General features: G+C 41.4%; 22 protein-coding genes. 13 read left to right on the forward strand and 9 right to left on the reverse strand.

The window, feature by feature from the left end:
* Complete coding sequence (locus tag FTT98_RS04530; RefSeq protein ID WP_180010184.1) at window positions 1-759, forward strand: hypothetical protein; 759 nt, start codon at window positions 1-3, stop codon at window positions 757-759.
* A 126-nt stretch (window positions 760-885) separates the two neighbouring features.
* On the forward strand, window positions 886-1,458 hold the full coding sequence (locus tag FTT98_RS04535; protein ID WP_180010185.1) for an HdeD family acid-resistance protein: 573 nt from the start codon (window positions 886-888) through the stop codon (window positions 1,456-1,458).
* 78 nt (window positions 1,459-1,536) lie between these two features.
* On the opposite strand, the gene FTT98_RS04540 is transcribed toward FTT98_RS04535, so the two are convergent.
* Window positions 1,537-1,986: a carboxymuconolactone decarboxylase family protein gene (locus FTT98_RS04540; protein WP_168377894.1), complete on the reverse strand. Its 450-nt coding sequence runs from the start codon at window positions 1,984-1,986 to the stop codon at window positions 1,537-1,539.
* Window positions 1,987-2,069: 83 nt separating this feature from the next.
* Between FTT98_RS04540 and FTT98_RS04545 the strand changes: the two genes are divergently transcribed.
* Window positions 2,070-3,239 (forward strand): glycerate kinase, encoded by a 1,170-nt coding sequence (locus FTT98_RS04545; RefSeq protein ID WP_180040574.1) that lies wholly within the window; start codon window positions 2,070-2,072, stop codon window positions 3,237-3,239.
* A 12-nt stretch (window positions 3,240-3,251) separates the two neighbouring features.
* Here the strand turns inward: FTT98_RS04545 and FTT98_RS04550 are convergent, their stop codons facing one another.
* Window positions 3,252-4,364 (reverse strand): S41 family peptidase, encoded by a 1,113-nt coding sequence (locus FTT98_RS04550; protein WP_180040572.1) that lies wholly within the window; start codon window positions 4,362-4,364, stop codon window positions 3,252-3,254.
* A 251-nt stretch (window positions 4,365-4,615) separates the two neighbouring features.
* Between FTT98_RS04550 and FTT98_RS04555 the strand changes: the two genes are divergently transcribed.
* From FTT98_RS04555 to FTT98_RS04575, 5 genes are all read left to right on the forward strand, one after another.
* The gene (locus FTT98_RS04555; protein ID WP_168377891.1) at window positions 4,616-6,604 is read left to right on the forward strand and encodes an ATP-dependent helicase; all 1,989 of its coding nucleotides are present in this window, start codon (window positions 4,616-4,618) and stop codon (window positions 6,602-6,604) included.
* Window positions 6,605-6,690: 86 nt separating this feature from the next.
* Window positions 6,691-6,942 carry an RNA-binding protein gene (locus FTT98_RS04560; protein WP_078189697.1) on the forward strand — a complete coding sequence of 84 codons (252 nt, stop codon included), beginning with the start codon at window positions 6,691-6,693 and terminating at the stop codon, window positions 6,940-6,942.
* 41 nt (window positions 6,943-6,983) lie between these two features.
* Window positions 6,984-7,346, forward strand: a complete 363-nt coding sequence (locus tag FTT98_RS04565; RefSeq protein ID WP_180040570.1) for an ASCH domain-containing protein — start codon at window positions 6,984-6,986, stop codon at window positions 7,344-7,346.
* A 75-nt stretch (window positions 7,347-7,421) separates the two neighbouring features.
* Window positions 7,422-7,925 carry a DUF6586 family protein gene (locus FTT98_RS04570; RefSeq protein WP_111884067.1) on the forward strand — a complete coding sequence of 168 codons (504 nt, stop codon included), beginning with the start codon at window positions 7,422-7,424 and terminating at the stop codon, window positions 7,923-7,925.
* 105 nt (window positions 7,926-8,030) lie between these two features.
* Window positions 8,031-8,309 carry a hypothetical protein gene (locus tag FTT98_RS04575; protein ID WP_078192732.1) on the forward strand — a complete coding sequence of 93 codons (279 nt, stop codon included), beginning with the start codon at window positions 8,031-8,033 and terminating at the stop codon, window positions 8,307-8,309.
* 78 nt (window positions 8,310-8,387) lie between these two features.
* On the opposite strand, the gene FTT98_RS04580 is transcribed toward FTT98_RS04575, so the two are convergent.
* The 5 genes from FTT98_RS04580 to FTT98_RS04600 all read right to left on the reverse strand — a co-directional run bounded on the left by FTT98_RS04580 (window position 8,388) and on the right by FTT98_RS04600 (window position 12,694).
* On the reverse strand, window positions 8,388-8,630 hold the full coding sequence (locus FTT98_RS04580; protein ID WP_180010191.1) for a hypothetical protein: 243 nt from the start codon (window positions 8,628-8,630) through the stop codon (window positions 8,388-8,390).
* Between the two features lie 187 nt (window positions 8,631-8,817).
* Window positions 8,818-10,536, reverse strand: coding sequence for a cation:proton antiporter (locus FTT98_RS04585; protein WP_180040568.1), 1,719 nt, complete (start codon window positions 10,534-10,536; stop codon window positions 8,818-8,820).
* A gap of 142 nt (window positions 10,537-10,678) precedes the next feature.
* Window positions 10,679-10,834: a 50S ribosomal protein L33 gene (gene rpmG, locus FTT98_RS04590; protein WP_001205031.1), complete on the reverse strand. Its 156-nt coding sequence runs from the start codon at window positions 10,832-10,834 to the stop codon at window positions 10,679-10,681.
* Between the two features lie 12 nt (window positions 10,835-10,846).
* Window positions 10,847-11,083 (reverse strand): 50S ribosomal protein L28, encoded by a 237-nt coding sequence (gene rpmB, locus FTT98_RS04595; RefSeq protein WP_000048256.1) that lies wholly within the window; start codon window positions 11,081-11,083, stop codon window positions 10,847-10,849.
* A gap of 162 nt (window positions 11,084-11,245) precedes the next feature.
* Window positions 11,246-12,694: a coniferyl aldehyde dehydrogenase gene (locus FTT98_RS04600; RefSeq protein ID WP_180040566.1), complete on the reverse strand. Its 1,449-nt coding sequence runs from the start codon at window positions 12,692-12,694 to the stop codon at window positions 11,246-11,248.
* Window positions 12,695-12,810: 116 nt separating this feature from the next.
* Here FTT98_RS04600 and FTT98_RS04605 point away from each other — a divergent pair, with 116 nt between their 5' ends.
* From FTT98_RS04605 to FTT98_RS04625, 5 genes are all read left to right on the forward strand, one after another.
* Window positions 12,811-13,512 (forward strand): TetR/AcrR family transcriptional regulator, encoded by a 702-nt coding sequence (locus FTT98_RS04605; protein ID WP_168377888.1) that lies wholly within the window; start codon window positions 12,811-12,813, stop codon window positions 13,510-13,512.
* 79 nt (window positions 13,513-13,591) lie between these two features.
* Complete coding sequence (purU, locus tag FTT98_RS04610; RefSeq protein WP_078192727.1) at window positions 13,592-14,458, forward strand: formyltetrahydrofolate deformylase; 867 nt, start codon at window positions 13,592-13,594, stop codon at window positions 14,456-14,458.
* A gap of 210 nt (window positions 14,459-14,668) precedes the next feature.
* Window positions 14,669-15,433 carry a TonB family protein gene (locus FTT98_RS04615; protein ID WP_180040564.1) on the forward strand — a complete coding sequence of 255 codons (765 nt, stop codon included), beginning with the start codon at window positions 14,669-14,671 and terminating at the stop codon, window positions 15,431-15,433.
* 30 nt (window positions 15,434-15,463) lie between these two features.
* Window positions 15,464-16,087 (forward strand): MotA/TolQ/ExbB proton channel family protein, encoded by a 624-nt coding sequence (locus FTT98_RS04620; RefSeq protein WP_078192725.1) that lies wholly within the window; start codon window positions 15,464-15,466, stop codon window positions 16,085-16,087.
* Complete coding sequence (locus FTT98_RS04625; protein WP_078192724.1) at window positions 16,087-16,491, forward strand: biopolymer transporter ExbD; 405 nt, start codon at window positions 16,087-16,089, stop codon at window positions 16,489-16,491. The genes FTT98_RS04620 and FTT98_RS04625 overlap by 1 nt, the downstream gene beginning before the upstream one ends.
* Before the next feature lie 84 nt (window positions 16,492-16,575).
* Here the strand turns inward: FTT98_RS04625 and msrA are convergent, their stop codons facing one another.
* Entirely contained in the window at window positions 16,576-17,100 is a 525-nt protein-coding gene (gene msrA, locus FTT98_RS04630) for a peptide-methionine (S)-S-oxide reductase MsrA (RefSeq protein ID WP_180004565.1), read from the reverse strand.
* Window positions 17,101-17,259: 159 nt separating this feature from the next.
* Window positions 17,260-17,718, reverse strand: coding sequence for an META domain-containing protein (locus tag FTT98_RS04635; protein WP_180004564.1), 459 nt, complete (start codon window positions 17,716-17,718; stop codon window positions 17,260-17,262).
* Between the last annotated feature and the right edge of the window lie 43 nt (window positions 17,719-17,761).

Below are 17,761 nucleotides of genomic sequence, written 5' to 3' on the forward strand. Positions count from 1 at the left end.
ATGTGGAAAAAAATTCGGGTACTGTGCTTATTGTTGATTTTATTGGTTGTCGCAGTCAATGCCTATAAAGACAAAAATCAAGACTGGAGTAAACCGATCTTTGTATTGTTACATCCAATTAATGCAGATGGTCGAGAGAGCACACAAGCTTATATACAGCAGCTTTCTGTCAATGATTTAAACGATGTTCAACAATATTTACAAACGACGGCACAGAAATACCGAGGACAACCGACTTATGTGTATTTTAAGTTAGGTCGTGAGCTGAAAGTTTTACCTCCCAAAGTACCCAATGATGCTGGCATGTTGGACGTTATCTTATGGAGTTTGAAATTCCGCTACTATGCTTGGCAGCAGCATGAAAATGTAGATGGTGTTTCGAGTGTGACGCTATTTTTAAATTATTACGATCCGACTCAAACCAAAGAACTTAAACATTCCACAGCTTTGGAAAATGGTCGAATTGGATCGGTGAATTTATTTGCATCGAATAAACAGACTGCGCAGAATAAAATCGTTTTAGCCCATGAGTTATTACACGCTTTTGGTGCAACGGATAAGTATGATTTGGCCACAGGTCAGCCAATCTTCCCTGTCGGTTATGCAGAGCCCCAGCGGCAGCCTTTGTTTCCACAAAGCAAAGCTGAATTAATGGCAGGGCATATTCCTACCTCACAGACGCAAAGTAAAATGCCTGAAGATTTAGCTGATACTGTGGTGAATGACGTCACAGCGATTGAAGTGGGATGGAACAAATAATGTGGATAAAGCGTATTTTATCCACAGTTTCAATTGGCAGTGTGGATAAGATTTGGACTTTTCTTTCATTTTTCTTCATCATGAAGTTGCATAATCCATTGAATAACGAATAACTTGAGAAAAAACATGAGAACAGTAGGCAACGATTTAATTCGCAGTCAGCTCCATGAAAACCGTAAGTGGTATCTCGGTTTAGGTGCTTTATTGGTGGTCTTCGGATTGGTCCTTTTGGCAGCTTTGCCATTTGCGACACTTACGGTGATTTATATTTTTGGTGTGCTGATGATGTTAGGTGGCGTAATCCATTTCATTGCAGCATTTAAAATTTTTGAAGGCGGTTACCGCTGGTTCTGGGCACTATTTGGTGTGCTGTATTTGGTCGCAGGCTATTATGCATTTTCAACGCCTGTCAAAACGGCCATTGTCCTGACCAATTTATTGGCGATTATTTTGATCATTGCAGGGGTCATTCGTATCTTTAATGCTGTGCTATTTCGAGCATTTCAAGGTTGGGGATGGACACTATTTTCAGGTCTATTGACCTTGATTACGGGTGTGATCATTTTGATGTCGCCTGATGCGCCATTTTGGGTATTAGGATTATTCTTGGCGGTTGATATTTTATTCCAAGGGGTCAACTACCTTACTTTGGCTTCTTATATTCGACGTGAAGTGCCGAAAAGCTCGGCAGAGCAGTAAGCTGCTTGCGGATCTGATAAATAAAAAAAGAGTGCTGAGGCACTCTTTTTTTTATTCACTTTTAATGTGTACAACCCGTTAAGGTTTAACGCTATAGCGGCTACTAATTGCAATTCGGTTCCATGTGTTGATCACAATAGCCAGCCATTCCACGGCACTGATTTGCTCATCTGTTAAAAAGGGCAAAGCATCTTCATAAACTGCATCGGGAACTTGGCCTTCAGCAATTAACGTGATCGCTTCGATCAAGCTTAAAGCCGCACGTTCTTTTTCATCGTAGTACGCAGTTTCACGCCATGCATTGAGTAGGCTAATACGTTCAATGCTTTCACCTGTTTTAAGTGCATCTTGCGCATGCATGCGAATACAGAACGCACATTCGTTGATTTGGGATGCACGTAATTTGAGTAAATGAGCTAATCCTTCACTTAGGCCAGCTTCATTTATTTTTTTCATTGCCAGTGCATCAAGTTCTGCGACTTTTTTATATAGCTCAGGTGCAGACTGACCTAGATTGATTCGTGACATTTCGAGCCTTTCTGATGTTTTTAGATATACCTGCTATTTTAAAACCGTTATGGTTGAGGACAAGTTTTATTTTGAGCATTTAGATGACCACTTTTGTTCTTGCGCCCGATTCATTTAAAGAAAGTATGAGTGCTCAACAAGCCTGTGACGCGATGCGGCGTGCAATTTTAAAACTCATACCTGATGCAAATGTCATCGCTGTGCCAATGGCAGATGGCGGTGAGGGAACTGTGGATGCGTTACTCAGTGCTTGCCACGGTCAAAAAGTGCCGATAGCGCTTACAGGTCCTTTGCCCAATCAACGTGTGACGACGTATTTCGGTTTGATTGACGGAGGAAAAACCGCGGTGATTGAAATGGCAAAAGCCAATGGAATTCATCTTGTCGATATGGCTCAGCGAAATCCATTACTGACGTCAACTTATGGTACGGGCGAAATGATCAAGGCTGCTCTAGACTTTGGAGTAAGTAAAATTATCATTGGCTTGGGCGGGAGTGTGACCAATGATGGCGGTGCAGGTATGGCGCAGGCCTTGGGGGCGCAATTTTTAGATGAAAATGGCTTCGAAATAGCAGTTTGTGGTGGTTATCTGGATCAAATTAACAGTCTTGATTTGACGCAGCTCGACTCACGTTTAGCGCATACAGAAATTATCATTGCCAGCGACGTCATTAATCCACTATGTGGTGAAAATGGTGCATCCCATATCTTTGGCCCGCAAAAAGGCGCAACGCAGGAGATGGTACGTCAGTTAGATCAGAACCTCAGTCATTATGCCGATGTGGTTGAAGCGACACTGGGTTGTACTTTACGTGCTCTCGCAGGTGCAGGTGCTGCGGGTGGATTAGGTTTTGGGTTGATGGCTTTTGCAGGTGCATCAATGCGATCAGGTGTGGAATTGGTCATTGAACAAAGTCAGTTGAATGAAAAAATAGCACAGGCAGACTATGTACTGACTGGTGAGGGGAAAATTGATCATCAAACCAAGTTAGGTAAAACACCATTTGGTGTGGCGCAAGTTGCAAAAAAATATAATAAACCTGTGATCGCATTTACTGGTCTAGTGGGTGAGGGGATAGCAGAACTCTATGATTTAGGTTTCACACAGATTGTTGGGATTAATCCACCAGATTGTAAGTTGAAAGATACATTAAAAAATGCAGAAACATACTTAGAAAAAAGTTGTAAAGATCTCATCAATTCTATATGTAAAAGATCAGAACCTACTCCTCTTAAGATGGATCGGTTCTGAAAAGTGTTATTTCTATAAGCGATTTTCTAAATAGTGCTGTGCAAATGTAACTTCTGCTTGGTACTCGGTTAGATTTTGCGGTTTAGGGAGACGAATATTAGGTGCAATACCAATGTCGTCAATTTGCTGCCCGGTACGGCGGTGGATAAATGTGGTTGCATAATACAGTGTGAATTGTTGAGATGGCGTTTTGATGGTTCGAATATTTGAAGCATCTAAAGCCCCATAAGTGTTACGCCCCATGACTAAAACATTCGGATTTTGACGTGCGGTTAAAATAAACATTTCACACGAACTACCGCATTCTTCATCTGACAGAATAACAACTTTTTGGGGCGTAGCTTTTACGTCTGAATGGGCGATCACATATTTTTCCTCTTTCTGCTTTGTCATCCCAACCCAGCTATTTTTGTTGCTTTCAAGTTTAGCAATCATACGATTAAATTCTACCTTGATTTCTCCATCAGGTAAGGTTTTGGCTGTTTCTTTCCATGATTGAATATTATCTGTAGATGCATAAATTTGGGGCATTTCAAACCAATACTCAGCTGCTCCCAAAAGTGGATAAAGGGGTTGTGCTGATGTATCAAAACCGCCTGAGTTTTTGCGTAGATCAAGAATTAAAAAACGTGCGTCTAACACTTGGTTTTGATTGTCTTGAATGATCTTTTCAAGTTGATTTTGAACAGACAGATCAAAAGTTGGGATGGTAATTAAGGTTGTCTGCTCGGATAATTTTTGCGTGGTCACGAGATTGCTTGATTGTATTGTTGAACTCTCTGTGATGGCTTCTGATATGGTTTTTTGGCCTAAGCTCAGATGGCCTTTACGAATAGATTTGAGAAAGTGATTGGTAATTTCTTTACAGGCATCGACCGAATTTACTTGTGTAATTTTAGTGTTTTGCTCATTTATGACCTTTTGAATATTTTCTGGATAGTTGTCCCAGTTTTTTGCTCGAATACCAGCATCATTTTTGAGTATAAATTCAGAGCTAAAGTTAAAATCTTTTTGGCACTCACTAGGTGTCATGGGACTAAGTCCATCTGCAGCTTGAATACTTGGGCTTAGAAAAAAACTACCACTCAGTACCAACAATGAAAGCTGTGAACATTTATTGAACATGTCATGATTCCTAGAGACGGTTATTTTCTAAAGTTATAAGCCTATGGATTTAAATAGGTCTTTGTTTTTCTAATGATATTGAATTGTAAATCTACTGATTTTTTACTGTATAAACAATGAAAATTTTAAATGAATAGTCATGGTTAAAACGGTGTGTTTCCGCGTCAAGTTGAGTCACTTTGTAGTCGTCTACGCTGTGAATTTAGGGTAGCTCTGTTAAACTACCAATTCACATAGCACGATGAGACACCATGAGTTTAGCCAACCTGATTGATGAATTAAATCCTCAACAAAAACAAGCCGCAACAACAGAAGCACAGCATAGCTTGGTTTTGGCGGGAGCAGGTTGTGGTAAAACCAAAACTATCGTAGCGCGTGCAGCTTATTTAATTGATCAAGGCGTGCCTGCTAATCAAATTCAAATTTTGACTTTTACTCGTCGTGCAGCGAGTGAAATTGTTGCTCGTGTGGAGTTGGCTCTAGGTGAGCAAGCCAAAGGGTTACGTGCATCAACCTTTCATACCTTTTGTATGTACCTCTTGCGCCGTATTCCAAAAGCCTTTGGTCTAGAACAGTTTTCGATTATTGATCGTGATGATCAACTCATGATGTTCCGCCTGATTCGTGGCCGTGATGATAAGAAAAACCCCAATCACTTGCCCAAGCCAAAAGAACTCTGTGACCTATATTCTTTTGCGCGGAATACGCGTCAAAAACTTAGCATTGCCATGGAAAAGCAAATGCCTGAGTACTTTGCTTTAAAAGATCAAATCGCGGATATCATGAAAGAATACGAAGCTCGTAAACGTGCGCGTAGTTTTCTCGATTATGACGATATCTTGGCGATTGTGGCGAAAGCTTTGGCGGAATCAGATGGACTGGTCGATTATGTCGCTTCAATTTGTCGCCACATGTTGGTTGATGAAATGCAGGATACCAATCCGCTGCAATGGGCGTTACTTGAGCCACTAAAAGAACGTGTCAGCTTGTTCTGTGTCGGCGATGATGCACAGTCCATTTACGGCTTCCGTGGTGCAGACTTTGAAAATATTCATCATTTCAAAGAGCGTGTACCCGACGCACAGATTTTCAAACTCGAAAAAAATTATCGTTCAACCCAAGAAATTTTAGATCTGTCGAATTGGTTGTTGGATGAAAGTGAAATTAAATATGACAAACGCCTAGATGCCTATCGTGGTGAAGGGATTAAGCCGAAAATGCATATTTTCCCGAATGAGTTTGATGAAGCCAAATGGATTGCCATCGACATTAAAGAACGTCATTACCTCGAAGGCAGCAAATGGTCGGATCATATGGTGCTTGTGCGTTCAAGCTTTGCTGCTCGTCATATTGAAGCAGCCTGTATTGCCGCAAACGTGCCGTATCGCTTTATTGGCGGCATGAAATTACTTGAAACAGCCCATGTAAAAGACTTGCTCAGTGTACTGCGTGTAGTGGCCAATCCTTTAGATGATATCGCGTGGATGCGCTTTTTAACCTTATGGAATGGTGTGGGTGATGTCGGTGCGAGTAAGTTATCGCAGCAGATTTTACTTGAGCCAGAAATGCAAGCCATTGCAACCAAGTTGGAAAAGTTTGGCAAAGTACCTGACCAAGCGATTCTGATGATGAAGCAAATGTCGGTGTTGAAAGATCAGGTCAAAGAATGCGTAAGCTTGGCTGTTCAAGCGATTTCTGAGCAGCTGGAAGAAAACTATAAAAAAGATTGGAACCGCCGTGTCGGGGATTTTGATCTGGTGAAACAACTGGCATCCAAACATACGCAGTTGAGTGAATTCTTAGAAGAATATGTCCTTGATCCAGTTTCCATTTCTGAAATTGAACGCCAATCTGACAGTGATGTCGTGACCTTAATTACCATTCATTCGGCAAAAGGAACGGAGCAAAAAGTCTGTTATGTGGCGAATGTCACACCAGGGCAATATCCACATGCACGTGCTCAAGGTAATTTCGATGAAGTGGAAGAAGAGCGTCGTGTGTTATATGTGGCACTGACACGTGCGCAAAATGAATTGATTTTGACTAAGCAAAACTTGAACCACTGGGCGCGTGAAACTGTCGATGAGCAAGGGCGTAAAGTAGAAAGTTACTTTATGAATGATTTAACTCGAAATTTATGTAGTTTGGAAACACACTATAAAACCCGTCAGCAAACCGTAAAAAGTGCGTTAATCGAAAGAAAATCGATTAATTTAGATTTTGGTATCGATCTCGATTAAAATAGATTTTTGACGTGATTTACACGCAAGTTAAAAAGCAAAATAGACAAATGCTTTTTGATGATGCTGTCTATTTGGAAGATTGAATGAAAATTTTAGTACGTAACTTAGAGCGTTCAGTTACTGAAGCAGAATTGGTTGAACTGTTTAAACCATTTGGCGCAGTAGAGTCTGCTGTTGTTGTTATGGATGCAAGCACAGGTAAATCGAAAGGGTTTGGTTTTGTCGAAATGCCAAATGGTCGTGAAGCTGTAAAAGCGATTAAAGGCCTGAATACTTTGAAAGTCAAAGGTGCGGGTATTCGCGTAAAAGCGGCTGAAGATAAGCCTAAAGCATAAATTCAAAAAGGAGCGTAACGCTCCTTTTTTATCGGTGATCTATGAAAAAATGCTACTCGGCCTTGTCGATTGTTGCGCCATCTGGTTCGAACATTGCGTGCGGACGTAAAACGCTTGAAGTCCGCTCATGGCAGCCTGAGCATTTGCCTTTAAAAGATTTAGTGATTGTGGAAAATCAACGCTACTTACATGAAAGTGGAGATGAAGATATTGGACGTGCGGTGGCGATGGTCGATGTATATGACGTTCATGCATGGACTGAAAATGAGGTAGAGCTAGCGCAGGCGACATATTGGACAGCAGGGTACTGGGCTTGGCGTTTGGAAAATATCAGGATGATCCATTGGGATATGTCTGTTCCTGCAAAGCGTGACATTTATTTAATTGAAATCGATCATCCATAATATTTATTGTGAATTTCCTAAAAATCCGTTTAAGCTTATTCATGTAGAAAAACGCCAAAATTTAGGGAATTGTTCATGTCTCGTGTTGCTCGCTTTCATGCTGATCGTACCAATCAAAAGTTATATTTTAGCCGTCTTGCATGTCAGCAAGCCGAGCAGACCGATCATGTTCAACAAGCTCAGGCTTATCGCGAAGCAGCGGTTTTTCATTTGCATGGTGCAGTACTTGCGTTTTTACAAGAGTTGGTGCGTTACTATCGTTTAAATGAGCCTGCGCCCACGTTAAAGTCGATTGAAACGCTGATGGCTGAAAAAGGTCAGGTATCACCTGAAGTGACTGTTATGCAGCAATTGGCAAAGCAGGGTTTTATTGCAGAGCTGAAACGCGCACATCGTATGTGTCAGTATGCACCTGAACCGTCTGCACCAGAGCCAGAAGATGAAACGTCTTCAAATTTAATTATTAAAGTCACTCAAACACCGCAAGCATGGTTGCCAGATACCGCTATTTTGCGTGAATGGCATCGTGATCTAACCCAATTGATTGATGGATTTCGTAACGAGATGGTGGAATTCTAATCGGACTATTGCTACTTGAAATAAATTTATTTAACCCGATATAAGATTATCTAAGTAATACAAAGTGCAGATGCCTTTATCACCATGTTGCGCATGGAGGGATATATGTCTATAGAACAGTTGAAAGAACTCTTTGGGAACCAGGAAGCAATTTTAGAGCTGGTTCAATTGGAAGGTGGTGAGTTGGCATTGCGTAATGCAGGCTCAGAAAAAGAGCCTTTGGTGACTATCCAATTCAATGAAGAATTACGCAATATTTTGGGCGATCAAATGAGTGTGATCGCTCAGCAAATGATTCAGGCTGCATTGTTTGGTTTGTTAGAAAAACAAGTGGATGAATGGCATGCCGAAGTGGTTGATGAAAAGCCAAAATATATGAGCTAATCATATAGCTGCTGATTTTGTGGATCATGTTGATGAAAACGCACCTTTTGGTGCGTTTTTTTATACTCAAAATGGCACTTAGACTTTGCTCAGTTCAGCAGGTGAGATCAGTATCGAACCTAAAAATACAATAAAGACCCCGATGAGCTGTAAGAAAAAAGGATTTTTGGCATCTTGCCAATACAGAATCAGAAAGACGATGGAAATGGGATAAAACAATAGACAGCCCAGTCCCCATAAAATACTGGTTTTAAATGCAGCGATGAGAAAGCCCAGACCGCCAATCAAAATAATGGCAAGGCCTAAATAGAGGATGTACATGTTTTTCTCGTTTCTTGTTTGAAGTATTTAACATGATGCTTCGTTTGATGCTCATTTTATCAATATGTTTTTTAAATTCAATTATTTGTAATTTTAAAATTACTGAATTATATCAATTAAAAAAAGGCGATGCTTTAATGCATCGCCTTTTGGGTTTTGCTCATAAGAACTTAATTAGGCACTTAGTTTAGTGTGTCGGAGTTTGGTGATGGGCAATTTGGATTTGATTTAAAATATGATTGCTCATATTTTTCGCCATTTCCTCTTTGGCATAATAAACCTCACCGATATTGTCACGACGAATGACTTCAGCTTCTTCTTTACTTTCCGCACACACCAATACTTGGATAGAAGGATTCAGCATTTTGGCAATATCGACAATTTTATGAATATCTAAAATATCCATAGGTGAAATGACCAAAAGGCGTGCGTGTTGAATATGGGCCTGAATTAAAACACCCGGTTCTGTTGCTACACCGGATACCGCAGCGATGCCTTTTTCCCGCAAGTTTTCCACGATTTCACGGTTTTCTTCAGCAATAACCACTTTAATGTTTTCATTCATTAATTCACGGGTAATACGACGACCGACTTCACCATGACCAATTAGTACCACCTGATCACGTAGATAATCCTGTGAGACCTCATCCGGCAACATAGCTAATGGGTCACTACTACGTTCCAGTAATCGGGCCAAATTCGAGCGCTCACGGATGAGTCGCTGCATAGGCTCGATGGCTGAAAATACAAATGAGTTGAGTGTAATCGAGATTAAAGCACCTGCCAGTATCAGGTTTTGTCCTTCCATAGAAAGGAGGTTTAGAGATACACCTAAGGTCGCCAAAATAAATGAGAACTCACCAATTTGCGCCAAGCTTGCCCCAACGGTTAATGCGGTATTGATGGGGTAACGGAAGAACAACACCAACGCCATTGCAGCGATGGTCTTACCAATCATGATAATGCCGACCACAGCTAAGACGTGAAGCGGTTGTTCAATCAAGATCCGTGGATCAAACAGCATGCCGACGGAGACGAAAAACAAAATCGAAAAAATTTCACGTAGCGGAAGGGTTTCTTCTTCTGCACGGTGACTAAAGTCAGACTCTTTGACCACCATACCGGCAAAAAATGCGCCCAGTGCCATGGATACACCAAATACCTTGTAGGCACCAAAGGCAATAGACACAGCTGCTGCAACCACGGTAAGCGTGAATAATTCACGTGAGCCTAAGCGTGCAACCACTTGCATAATCATTGGCACTAAGCGTTTACCAATGATCAGCATGAAGGCAATAAAGCCAGCAACTTTGAGTAAAGTTAGACCTAAGGTCAGCCAAATATTTTCATCGGCACTGCCTGATGTGAGCGGTTGACCGCCAAGCAGTACGGCAGTCGCAGGTAGAAGGACCAGGACCAGAACCATCACCAAGTCTTCAACCAAGAGCCAACCCACGGCAATTTTACCATTGACGGAGTTGAGTAAGCCGCGATCACCTAAGGCTTTGAGTAGAACGACAGTACTTGCACACGACAAACTTAAGCCAAACACTAAGGCTGAGCCCATGCTCCAGCCCCAAAGCATGGAAATTCCCATACCGAGTAAGGTCGCCACTGCAATTTGTAAAATGGCACCCGGGAGGGCAATACGACGTACTTGCATCAAATCATTGAGTGAAAAGTGCATACCCACGCCAAACATCAGAAACATCACACCGAGTTCGGCCAACTGGTTAGCGAGATGGATATCGCCAACTACCCCAGGTGTGTTTGGGCTAATAATAATACCGGCAATCAGATAGCCGATAAGGGGAGGAAGTCGCAGGCGTGCAGCAATATAGCCAAAAATTAAGGCAAAACCAAAGCCAACAGCAAGTAATATTATGAGTTCTACATCATGAGGCACTAAAAACTCCTTAAGCCTAAGTTAAGGGTAAAAAAGACAAGCACAAAAAGTGCCAAAAAGCATTTTAAAAGTTTAGCAATTCGAATAAAAAAAATGCAAAAAAAAACGACCTAAGTAGGTCGTTTTTTTCAAAAAACTAAAATTATTTGATTTTAGCTTCTTTGAAGATTACGTGTTGACGGATTTTTGGATCAAATTTTTTGATTTCCATTTTTTCCGGCATAGTACGTTTGTTCTTAGTGGTAGTGTAGAAATAACCTGTACCAGCAGAAGAAACTAGGCGAATTTTATCACGCATGTTCGTAGCTCCTTAGATCTTTTGACCTTGAGCACGTAGGTCAGCAACAACCTTTTCGATGCCCAATTTGTCGATAATACGCATACCTTTAGTAGTTAGACGAAGACGTACGAAACGTTTTTCGCTTTCTAACCAAAAACGGTGGTGATGCAGGTTCGGCTCGAACCGGCGTTTAGTTTTGTTGTTGGCGTGTGAGACGTTGTTACCAACGACTGGACGCTTGCCGGTAACTTGGCAAACCTTAGACATGGTGTAACTCCATTGATTTAGCCAACAGCAAATCTGTATGGCCAGTCAAAAAAAACATTGAATTCATTCAAGGGGCGTTTTATATCAAAAATGCGCTTAAAAGACAAGCGATTTTGCATAAAACGAACGATCACCTAGTGTGATCGTTCATGCCTTGATCGTTTATCGAAGAAGTGTCTTCGAAATCAGTTTGTGGATCGGCTTATTGAACGGTGGAAGAATGAATTTCAAACTATAGAGTTTTGGATTCGACATCACCGAGCGTTCATGCGACAAACTGAAGAAACCTTCTGGACCATGATATTTCCCCATACCCGAAGCCCCCACACCGCCAAACGGCAGGTCATCTTGAGCAACATGGGTTAATACCGTGTTTTGTCCGAAATGTCCTGAATGGGTACGTGTTGCGACATAGTCGGCACGTGCCTGATCAAAGTCGAAATAGTATAAAGCAAGTGGACGAGGACGGCTATTAATAAAAGCAATAACCTCGTCAATTTGATCATATTCCATGATCGGAAGGATCGGACCGAAGATTTCATGCTGCATAATTTGCATGTCTGGAGTGACACCCGTTAAAACAGTCGGTGCAATTTTACGTACAGCGTCCACATCTTCATTTTGTGGGTTAAAACTGATGATTTGTGCGCCTTGATCACGCGCATCTTCTAAATAACCTTGTAGGCGGTTGTACTGCTTGTCATTAATAATCGAGGTGTAGTCCTGATTATGGGCAATACTTGAGTACATGGCTTCAACGCACACTTTATAGTGATCTAAAAATTCAGCCGTTTTACCACGAGGTAAGAACACATAGTCAGGTGCAACACAAGTTTGACCTGCATTCCAAAGTTTACCAACAGCAAGACGCTGTGCGACATCTGCTAGGTCAATAGACGGATGAACCAATACAGGTGACTTTCCGCCTAATTCTAAAATCACCGGAACTAAATTTTCAGACGCTGCCGCCATGACGGTTTTACCGACATTGGTCGAGCCAGTAAAAATCATTTTGTCGAAGGCAAGGTGACTAAACGCATCTGAAATTGGGCCACCACCGTTGACGACTGCGACCAATTCTTGAGGAAATGCTTCTGCGAGAGCTTTTTCTAGCACATCACCAAATGCCGCAGAGGCACTCGAAATTTTGATCATGGCATGGTTGCCCGCAGCCAAAGCACAAATCAGTGGGCCTATAGAAAGAAGCAGTGGGTAGTTCCATGGCGTAATAATGCCGACGACACCAAGCGGTTGATATTGCACCCATGCTTTTGCAGGTTGGTGAATAATTCCGACATGGCGTTTGGATGGTTTCATCCAGTCTGTCAAATGCTTGCTATAATATTTAATGTGTTCAAGACATGTAAGTAACTCACCAATCTTGGTTTCACCAATAGAACGGTTACCATAGTCTTGATTAATTGCATCAGCAAATTGATCTTGATACTTAACTAAGATACGCTTAAGCCGAGCCAAACGATCAATACGTTCCTTCGCTGTAGGCAATGGGTAACGTAAATACGCTTGTTTCTGCTGTTCCAACATATTGTTGAGATGCTGCTGATCAAAAGAATGTGGTGTCATTGAAGTTGTTTTTGTCTGACTATTCATGTCGCACGACCATATCCAAATTAGCGATTAATTAATTTTTAGAGTAAATACTCTAAATAGTCAAGTTACTTTATGTGTTAGTGTTCTAATGCTTTGAAATAAATGGTTGTTTTAGGATGTCTCACACCAAAACCTTAAAAACGAAAGAACGTATTTTGCAGCTGAGTTTGCAGTTGTTTAATGAGCGTAGCGAGCGTTCAGTGACAACCAATCATATTGCTGCTGAACTGGGAATGAGCCCAGGTAACTTGTATTACCATTTCCGAAATAAAAGTGAAATTATTAAGGAATTAATGGAGCAATATCAGCATGAAACGCTAGAAATGTTAGCGCTTCCTGATGATCGTCAGCTTGATGCCAATGATAAAATTCGCTATTTCCAAGTGTTAAGTAGCCAATTATGGGCTTATCGCTTTTTACATCGTGATGTTTATCACTTGGTCGAAAATAATGAAGATTTCCGCAAAATGTATCCACGTTTTGCCGGTCAAGTCATGCAACAAGGGCAGAAAATTTATCGTGCCTTTGTTGACGCAGGCTTAATGCAGATGACCGATTCTGAAATTGAGGCCTTAACCATTAACTTGTGGATCGTGCTGACCAACTGGACCAACTTCCTTTATATGTCTGGCCATATTACTGACTCAAACACTTTGGAAGAAAAATGGGTGTGGCAAGCACTACGACAAATGGTGTTCTTAGAAGGTGCATATCTACGTGGTGAAAGCCGTGAAACCTATGAGCGATTGCTCGAAACTTTAGGGCCGTCGGACTTATTTGCAAGTCTTTCAAACGCAAAGCATCAGGTTACTGAATAAGACTATTTAGTCTGGCTTTAAAAAGCGTTAGAATACTCGGCTCTTTTTTCAATTTAACTGATTAGTGATATAAACCAACATGAATATGTCGACCGCTAACACAGCACGCTTACTCATTACCTGTGAAGATAAACCGGGGATTGTGCAAGCTGTATCGAGCTTTTTGTATCATCAGGGAGCAAATATTACCGCACTTGATCAATACGCGACTGAAGCTCAAGGGGGGCGATACTTCATGCGTGTTGAGTTCGAATTGGACAATTTACAAAGCCGTAAAGAAAGTCTAACTCAAACATTTGCGAGCAATGTTGCTGAGCGTTACAACATGCACTGGCGTTTAGCTTTAGTCAGTGATGTGAAGAAAGTCGGTATCTTGGTGTCTAAAGTTGACCATGCTTTGCTTGAACTGTTATGGCGTCATGCACGTGGTGGTTTACCATGTGAAATCACCAAAGTCGTGTCTAATCACGATGCTTTACGTGAATCTGTAGAAAATTTCGGTATTCCGTTTGAAGTGGTTCCTGTGAACAAAGAAAACAAACGTGAAGCTTATGAGCAAATTGATCAATTGATGCAAGGCAATGATTTATTGGTTCTTGCTCGTTATATGCAAATTTTAGACGAAGAATTTGTTCAAAAATGGGAAATGAAAGTGATTAACATTCACCATTCATTCCTCCCAGCCTTTGTTGGTGCGAACCCATATAAACAAGCGCATGAAAAAGGTGTGAAGTTGATTGGTGCGACAGCACACTATGTGACTGCGGATCTTGACCAAGGGCCGATTATTGAGCAAGACGTAGAGCGTGTAAGTCACGACTTTACCGTTGAACAATTGCGCGAGTTAGGTCAGGACGTAGAGCGTAATGTACTCGCACGTGCAGTCAAATGGCATCTTGAAGATCGTATTATTGTCGATGGTAATAAAACTGTTGTATTTCAATAAAACGAGATAAATTTTTGAATAAAAGGGCATACTTTAGGTATGCCTTTTTTATATTATGATTAAAAAAAGTCATTAAAACTGACGAATTAATAGTTGCAAATGAAAACACTTCTCATTTATTATTGCCGTACTTTAATTGTGCTAACCGATGAGCATGATTGTATTTTTGACAAAATAAATGCAATCGCTTCTTCAAGGTAACTGAGTTTAATGAGTCAATCTCCCGCTCCAATGATGCAATCACCTAACCCGATGAAAAAGAAAATCATTACTGCGCTTCTCGCTGTTGTGGTAGGGCATATGGGGGTATTGTGGGCGGTCAGCAATATGAAAGCACCAGAACTTAAACCGATCGAAAAAGATCCGATTAAAGTTCGCTTTGTGAAGATTGTTGAAGAGAAAAAACCAGAACCTCCGAAGCCAAAACCAGAACCGAAGAAAGAGCCACCAAAGCCAAAAGAAGTTAAAATTGTAGATAAGCCTTTACCACCTCCACCGAAGAAAGTGGAAAAACTGGAACAGGTGAAAAAGAAAGATGCGCCGAAACCAACTGTTGAAGCGGTCAAAAACGTACCACCAACACCTGTTGTTTCAACTGTGGTTTCTGAAACGAAAGTCGTTCGTGTTGAACCAACACCTCCGGCACCTGTTGCACCACCACCTGCGCCTCCAGCACCACCTGCGCCACCGACACCTAAAACTGTGAGCATTGGTAATGGTGTCAGTTGGATTAAGAAACCGAATGTTCAATTTGAAAATGGTGAATTAAAAGCGTCGTGTACAGTTGAAGTTGCGATTGCTGCAAGTGCTGAAGGTAAAGTCGAATCAGCAACGATTAAAAACTCGACTTGTGGCGCTGCTGTAAACCGTAAAGTGACTGATGCAGTGAAGCGTGCACGTTTATCCAAATATATTGATAATGGTGTGGCAACTCCGACGCGAGTTGATCAACCATTCAACTTTAAACTTAATTAAGATTCCGGCTAACCCATTAGGAGTTCGAATATGAACTTTTCAGTTTATTGGCAACATGCAGATGCAGTCAGCAAAACACTGTATTTCGTGTTACTTGCAATGTCGATTGCGACTTGGACGATCTTCGTTCTTCGTATTATGGGCACACGTCAGCTCAAACAAGTGGCGTATAACCACCTTGCAGATGCACTAAGCAAACTGAAAGCGAAATTTGCTCCTTTGGCTTTTGAACAACGTAAGGCTGTGGCTGAACAAGCATTACTACGTCAAATTTCGGTAGAAAAAGCTAATGCTGAAAAAGGCGTATCTGTATTGGGTACGATTGCTTCAATTGCACCGTTCGTAGGTTTGTTCGGTACAGTATGGGGTATTTTTCATGCCCTTGTAGCAGTGGGTAAAAGCGGTCAAGCGGGTTTAGCGCAAGTGGCAACTCCAGTCGGTGAAGCTTTGATCATGACCGGTCTTGGTTTGGCTGTGGCGATTCCTGCGGTATTGGCTTATAACATCTGTGTTCGTTTTAACCGTACACTGTCGAATGAATTGCAAGATCAAGCGCATGGTTTATTGATTGATACTATGTTGCAACAAGAATCTGCAGCGAAGAAAGAAGACGTGAAAACTGCACAGCAAAGTTTAGCTGGAGGTCAAGCTTAATGGCTTTTCAATTGGGTGAAGACAACGATGCTGGCATGAATGAGATGAACCTCATTCCGCTCATCGATATTATGTTGGTATTGATGATCATCTTCTTGGTGACTGCGACTGTTGCCAACCCATCAATTCCATTAACCTTGCCACAAACGACTGCAGAAGTGATTGATCTGCCAACTGAAAGCGTAACCATCAGCATTAACTCAGCGGGTGATATTGCTTGGAATGGTGATATTGTCACGCTCGAAGATTTAGAAAGTCGTCTAAATACAGCTGGTCAGCAAGAACGTAAGCCTGCATTGGTATTAAAAGCCGATAAAGAATCACGTTATGACACAGTTGCACAAGTGATGTCGCGTGCGAGTGGAGCCGGACTCAGCGATATCGCCTTTGCCAGTGATAACTAAGCACTGAGCAAAGATAACTAAAAAAAGCGACTGAAATGTCGCTTTTTTTATGTCTCTATTTCGAAAAGACGTCGTACAATTAGATCATTCAGATTTGAGTAGCTCTTGAAATTTGCTACGTAATTTCATGAGTTTAGGTGGTATTGAAAAATTACAGTAGCCTTGGTTTGGGTTACGCGCAAAGAAGTTCTGATGATATTCTTCGGCAGGGTAGAAGGTCGGCATTGGACTGAGTTCAGTCACGATATTGATGCCTTCAGCTTTTAATTCTTCAATACGGTGTTCAGCGATTTGCTTTTGTGAATCGTCCTGATAGAAAATCACTGAGCGATACTGTGTGCCGACATCATTGCCTTGACGATTCAGCGTGGTTGGATCGTGGGTTGCGAAAAATACATCCAGCAATTGGCTAAAACTGATTTGGCTGTCATCAAAATTGATCTGAATGACTTCTGCATGTTGGGTATTCCCCTCACAAATTTGCTCATAGCTCGGATGCTGAGTAACTCCCCCTGCATAACCACTGACGACTGTTTGCACGCCCTTTAGTTGTAGAAAAACTGCTTCTATACACCAAAAGCACCCACCACCAAATACCGCTTGTTGCATAGTGAAATCCTATTTTGTTCCCTGATGTTTAATATGGGGTTATAGCTAAAAACTGCAATGTACGTCTGTATACTAATCACTAGTTTATGTGCATTAAATGTCTCTGGCATGACTGAACAGTGAATAAAAAAGTCTGCCGAAGCAGACTTTTAAAATGATTTAACGCGGTTGAACAGCGCTTTCATATTGAATTAATAAATTGCCGTGACGGTCTAGCAATTTCAAGGTTTTTCCAAAAACTTGATAATGCGTTACCTTTTCGAGTGCTGCATGGTACTGTCGCTCTAGCCCATTGTTATTGAGACAAGCCATTTGTGTCGATGCAATCGGGCCAAACGTTATGGTGTCTTTGCCAGCATTATAGCCACCCATTATACGATTACAGCCGTCTGCACCTGAGACACGTTTTGAAGCCGCATCGAATTGAATGCTTGGAATATTATGCGCATTGGGTGCTGTTTTGATTGGGGTGTTGCCAATCTGAGTGGCAATCCAAGTACGGTTTTGTAATAGGTTTAAATTTTCAGTTATGGTGTTGTCTTGTGCAGGCATGCTTTCACAGCCTGTCACCACTAAAGTTGAAACCAAAGTTGCAGCAACAAATATTTGTTTTAGCATCGGAATTTCCCCGTGGAAGCATTTCAATTATCTAAGCAAATAT

Source organism: Acinetobacter sp. YH12039 (genome assembly GCF_013420015.1).
In the GTDB taxonomy this organism is placed as follows: domain Bacteria; phylum Pseudomonadota; class Gammaproteobacteria; order Pseudomonadales; family Moraxellaceae; genus Acinetobacter; species Acinetobacter amyesii.